General features: G+C 59.8%; 5 protein-coding genes. 1 reads left to right on the top strand and 4 read right to left on the bottom strand.

Annotated elements, in window-relative coordinates:
- Positions 1 to 115 precede the first annotated feature (115 nt).
- Positions 116 to 346 (bottom strand): hypothetical protein, encoded by a 231-nt coding sequence (locus JCM13995_RS12980; protein WP_054666357.1) that lies wholly within the window; start codon positions 344 to 346, stop codon positions 116 to 118.
- Positions 343 to 870, bottom strand: a complete 528-nt coding sequence (locus JCM13995_RS12985; RefSeq protein WP_054666360.1) for a hypothetical protein — start codon at positions 868 to 870, stop codon at positions 343 to 345. Before JCM13995_RS12985 ends, JCM13995_RS12980 begins: the two co-directional genes overlap by 4 nt.
- Positions 871 to 1,009: 139 nt before the next feature.
- Between JCM13995_RS12985 and JCM13995_RS12990 the strand changes: the two genes are divergently transcribed.
- On the top strand, positions 1,010 to 2,596 hold the full coding sequence (locus tag JCM13995_RS12990; RefSeq protein ID WP_054666364.1) for an ABC transporter ATP-binding protein: 1,587 nt from the start codon (positions 1,010 to 1,012) through the stop codon (positions 2,594 to 2,596).
- A gap of 195 nt (positions 2,597 to 2,791) precedes the next feature.
- Here the strand turns inward: JCM13995_RS12990 and JCM13995_RS12995 are convergent, their stop codons facing one another.
- Together JCM13995_RS12995 and JCM13995_RS13000 are read right to left on the bottom strand one after the other, a co-directional pair.
- Positions 2,792 to 3,643 (bottom strand): GNAT family N-acetyltransferase, encoded by an 852-nt coding sequence (locus JCM13995_RS12995; protein WP_054666367.1) that lies wholly within the window; start codon positions 3,641 to 3,643, stop codon positions 2,792 to 2,794.
- A gap of 16 nt (positions 3,644 to 3,659) precedes the next feature.
- The gene (locus JCM13995_RS13000) at positions 3,660 to 4,247 is read right to left on the bottom strand and encodes a GNAT family N-acetyltransferase (RefSeq protein WP_054666370.1); all 588 of its coding nucleotides are present in this window, start codon (positions 4,245 to 4,247) and stop codon (positions 3,660 to 3,662) included.
- Positions 4,248 to 4,573: the final 326 nt, after the last annotated feature.

Below are 4,573 nucleotides of genomic sequence, written 5' to 3' on the forward strand. Positions count from 1 at the left end.
AAAATTGAGGGGCCGCTTTTGTTTTATCTGGCTTCGAGAAAATCATCCAGGGTGGCGTGGCGCTGCGCCAGTGCCTCATTTAAGCCGGGAAACTTGGCGAGGTAGGCGGGCGTGTCTAGCTCCGCCAGGGCAGCTTTTGGCATTGCTTCAGCAGCCTCGCCACCGCCCCAATTTCCTGATCGCGCCACGCGTCATGGACGTTGAAGCCGCTCAGGATGTGCCGCCGATTGTCAATCATGCCGTCCGCCATGACGGGCTCATTGAAGCTGCGCCAGGCGGTGATTAGCGGATCGGTCGCTGCATACACGGCGTTGGCGTCTGGCAGCGCGGCGGTCAGCTTGGTCATGAATAGCCGGACCTGTTTGGCGTCACCAGGCAAGTCGGAGAGGGTCTGCCAGCGGCTGATGACTTGACTTGCGGCCTTTTGCGACCCATGAACAACAGCGTGAACAGACGGGTGTGGCACCACGAACTGGCCAGCTGCTCATAGCGTGGCAAGCCCTGAAAAACCTGCAGCCGCCGCCAGATTTTCTCCGCCTGCTCAGGAAGAACCGGGATCAACGGAATCATCGCTTCGATCTGGGCGAGCGTCGTTACCGGGGCGGTCAGCGCGTACCGAGTGATCGCTGTGCGTTCCGCCTCTGTCAACGGCCAGTCGCCCCAGGCGGTGTACTCGGCCAAGGCCTTGGCCAGCACCGGCGGCAGCGGCTTAGCCTCAGCCAGCGCCACGCCGCGCTCATGCTCGAGCAGCGCGGCGAATTCATCGGCCGACAGGTGCAGCCGCTGCAGAATGGGAAACAGCAGCTCCGCCTTGAGGTCATTGTGCTGATTCGAGCCGGATCGCCTGGCGCTGGCTGAGCAGGCCATCATACAGGCGCGCCTGTGGCATGCCCTGGCCCAGGCGCACGGCCCGCAATAGCTTACCAACTTCTCCTGCCACTTCTGTCACCTCTTTCACGTTGCGCTCAGTGTACCAGATACACTGGCAACATGGAAGGACGTGGTTCAGATGATGATCAACGTAAAATGGGTGCTGCACCGACTGCCGCACGGGGAAATTGGATTATTGCTTATATTTGCTTTACTGGGGAGTTTTGAAGGCGTGTTGAACGGGTTCGTGCTGGGCCGGCTGCCAAGCCTCACGCAGGCGACGACCGTCCAGCGTTATCAGTATCTGGGCCAGGCGCTGGTCGCGTATGCCGGGACGTACACCTGCTTGTTTATTTTTCAGCTGCTGATTCAAGATGCGCTCAGGCGTCTGAACATTGCACTGAAAGAAACGCTGCTGACGGTCAGCTTCGAGACGAGCGAGGCCCCTTCGGCCGGGCTCAATCGCCTGACCAACGATGCCGCGCAGATTCAAGGTCGCTATTTTGAGGTCATCCTCGCGATCTTGTCCGCCGGTTTTGGCGCCATTACGGCCGCCTTATTCGTTTTGGTGACCAATTGGATGATGGGACTCATCAGCATCGCCTTTTCCGCGCTGACGATGGTGCCGATGCTGTTTGGCCAGACCAAGCTGGCGGCGCTGGGTAAACGGTGGAGCACTGCCAATGCCGCCACATTGGCCGCCGGTAGCGACTGGCTTGAAGGCCGCGGCGATTTGGTCCAGTACCAAGCGGCGGGCAGCTTTTTCGTCCGGGTGAAGCAGCGGCTGGCCGTCAGTGAAAAACGGCTTCAGCAGCAGACGAATGGCCAGCTGCGCGTGCAGTACGGCAACTGGATGCTAACCGTGCTGACGCTGATCGGCCCGCTGGCCATCGGCTTTTGGCTGATCCATGTGGGCGGCTTTGGCGTTACCATCAGCGTGCTGTTGACCCTGCTGCTGTCGGTCGATCACGTCACCATGAATATTCGCATGCTGATTCAGTACTGGAGCCAGCTGACCGGCACGCGCGAGTTACGCCGCCTGCCGCAAGCGCCCACGCCGCTGCTGAGCCAGCGCACACCGACGCACGGCGAAGGCCAGATCGACGTTCAGCGCTTGACCATTGCCTATGGCGACCAGCCGATTCTCGCCGCAACTGACCTGGCGCTGACTCCTGGCACCAAACTGCTGGTGTCTGGTCCCTCGGGCAGCGGCAAGTCAACGCTGCTGCGCGTGCTTGGCGGCTGGCAGCAGCCCACGGGTGGGCGCGTCCTAGTGGATGGTGAAGCGCCAGCGCCGGCGAAAACGACGTACATCAACCAAACGCCGTGGGTCTTTGCTGGTACCGTACGGGAAAATCTGACGCTGGGCCAAACGTTCACCGATGACGCGCTGCTGGCTGCGTTGGGCCAAGTGGGTCTGACCACAGAGCTCGGGGATGAGCCGCTGGACCGTGTCATCGCGCCTGATCAGGCCAGCATTTCTGGCGGCCAGCTTCAACGCCTGGCGCTTGCCCGAGGGCTGTTGCGGAAGCGCCCGGTCATGCTGCTGGACGAGATCACGGCTGGGCTGGACGACCAAAACGCCAAGCAAATCCGCAATTTGATCTATCATTTGCCGAACACCATCATTGAGGCTGCGCACCACTTCGACGACCAACAGCTGCAAACGGATCACGTGCTGCATTATCAGTTGACGGCAGCACATACTCTGGCGAAGATGAGTTGAGTCGACCTGCGTGCAGGGGGTCGTGAATCGATTTATTGTAATCATCTTCTATAGCAAATTTTTCCGTCTCTAAAAAAATTGCCAGTCTCCAGATCTGGAGGCCGGCAATTTTGTTGCGGCCGCACATGGGTAACGCTTGAGGTTAATCCCTAAGCGCCCAGCGGCCAGTCGGCGCACTGAGGTAAAAGGACTCGGTCAGCGGCTTGAATCCCGCCTTGCGGTAAACGTGGTAGGCGGCGAGGTTGTCGCTGTCGACGTCGAGGCGGAAGTCCTTGTGGCGCGTAGCGAGAGCTGGCCCATCATCAGTTGGATGAAGCGGCTGCCAACCCCCTGATTGCGATAGTCTTTGGCAATAAACAGCCCGTAAAAGTAGTCGTAGTCGTCCAAATCTACCGCACAGTAGCCGATGGGCTGGCCTTGGTAGTGGCAGACAAACGAGGCGACCGCCGGGTCAGTCCGAGCGACTTCAAGGTAGCGTCGCGCCTGGTCTTCGTCAGTCCCGGATTCGTCTGCGAAGGCCTCCATATACAGCGGTAGGAGGGTTTCAATGTCGCTGCTGGTCAGCGGGGCGACTGTGAGCACATCATCGGTGGCTTTGCCGCTGCCGGCAGGCGCTATCAGACCAATTTCACTGGCGGGATCTTTTACTAGTTGCGTCTGCTCAAGGAATTGGGGATGACTGGTAAGAAAAGCGGCTTCGGTCGCATATTCACATTTTTGATAGCCAGCGGTCTGCAATACTTTCCTTGCCGCCTGCCACAGCGCAGTGGCAACGCCTTGCCTGCGGTATTCCGGCAGCACGTGGATACTGACGTCCACCACGCCGCCTGGCCCTGGGGCGTCATCGGCATACAGCGTCAGCAGGCCGATCGGTTGCCCCACGGCTTCGGCGAGGAAAAAGGCTGGCATGGTCTGATCGAAGTTCAAGTCGTTCTCGAGGTACGGATCACGGTGCGTGCCGTCCACGGCCTGCGTCGCCTTGATCAAGCTTTGGCCGCCGCGGTTTGGGCCTTTGGTCAGCGTTGGGGTTTGAGTGATTTGCATCATGGTGTGTTCTTTCGGTTTATAACTTCAGCAAGTAGGTGCGTTCGCGATACGATTCGGCGATAATGTAGTCGGCCATGGCCGCCTCGGTGAAAAAGGTGACCCACTGCGGGTACTGCGGCAAGGCTTCGACGCGCCCGGCCGCTGCCGTGAGAACCAGCTCCTGGGTGCCCGCGTCCAGCGCCCATTTGGCCTTGGGGGCCTGGTAGCTTTTCGGCGTGGCCAGCGCCCGCCAGTTATGCGCGATCTCCCGCGCCCCGAGGCTCTGGTACAGGCCGTTGGCGGCTGCATCGCTGCGGGTAAAGATCTCGACAAAATCGGCACCGGCGGTTTTCAACTTAGTCAGGCAGGCCTTAAGCAGCGTCCGCGCAAGGCCTTGCCCTTGCGCAGAAGGGCTCACGGCAAACACTTCGATGTAGCTGCCGCGGCCTTGATGCTGCACGTAGAGATCATGCTTGACGCGGTCGTCATTAAAGACGCCCGCGTCGATGGCACCGACGACGAGACCGTCCATGGTCGCAACAAGCGAAATCACAGTGCGGTAGCCGTCCGCCTCGCCGAACGCATCGCGCTGGTCGCTGATTTGATCACGGAACTGGGAGTGCATGTAGCCAGCGCGACGGTGTTGAGGTAGGCTCGTTCATCGGCGGGTTGGTAGGGCCTGATTTTCATAAGTATCTCCTGACTGGTGGCTGACCGCTTGAGCCGGCCAAATTAATATTTTTATTATACCTGATTAAGCTGACGGTGGGTCCCAGCAGCCCCATGCGCCAGTGGCGTAGAAAATATTGGTTGAGGCGCATATTAACGCGCCGCCTTTGCTTGATACTTCAGGTAGGCCTGGTAAGTGGCCTCAGGCAGTGTGCCCGCCTGCACCGCGGCCTTGACCGCGCAGCCCGGCTCGCTGACGTGGCGGCAGTTGCGGAACTTGCA

The organism is Lacticaseibacillus camelliae DSM 22697 = JCM 13995 (genome assembly GCF_001311195.1).
Classification (GTDB): domain Bacteria; phylum Bacillota; class Bacilli; order Lactobacillales; family Lactobacillaceae; genus Lacticaseibacillus; species Lacticaseibacillus camelliae.

Excerpts from the sequence above, each read along its gene's own strand:
- JCM13995_RS13000 (WP_054666370.1), bottom strand. The coding sequence starts at position 4,247 with ATGCACTCCCAGTTCCGTGATCAAATCAGCGACCAGCGCGATGCGTTC.
- JCM13995_RS12980 (WP_054666357.1), bottom strand. The coding sequence starts at position 346 with ATGACCAAGCTGACCGCCGCGCTGCCAGACGCCAACGCCGTGTATGCA.
- JCM13995_RS12995 (WP_054666367.1), bottom strand. The coding sequence starts at position 3,643 with ATGATGCAAATCACTCAAACCCCAACGCTGACCAAAGGCCCAAACCGC.
- JCM13995_RS12990 (WP_054666364.1), top strand. The coding sequence starts at position 1,010 with ATGATGATCAACGTAAAATGGGTGCTGCACCGACTGCCGCACGGGGAA.
- JCM13995_RS12985 (WP_054666360.1), bottom strand. The coding sequence starts at position 870 with ATGATGGCCTGCTCAGCCAGCGCCAGGCGATCCGGCTCGAATCAGCAC.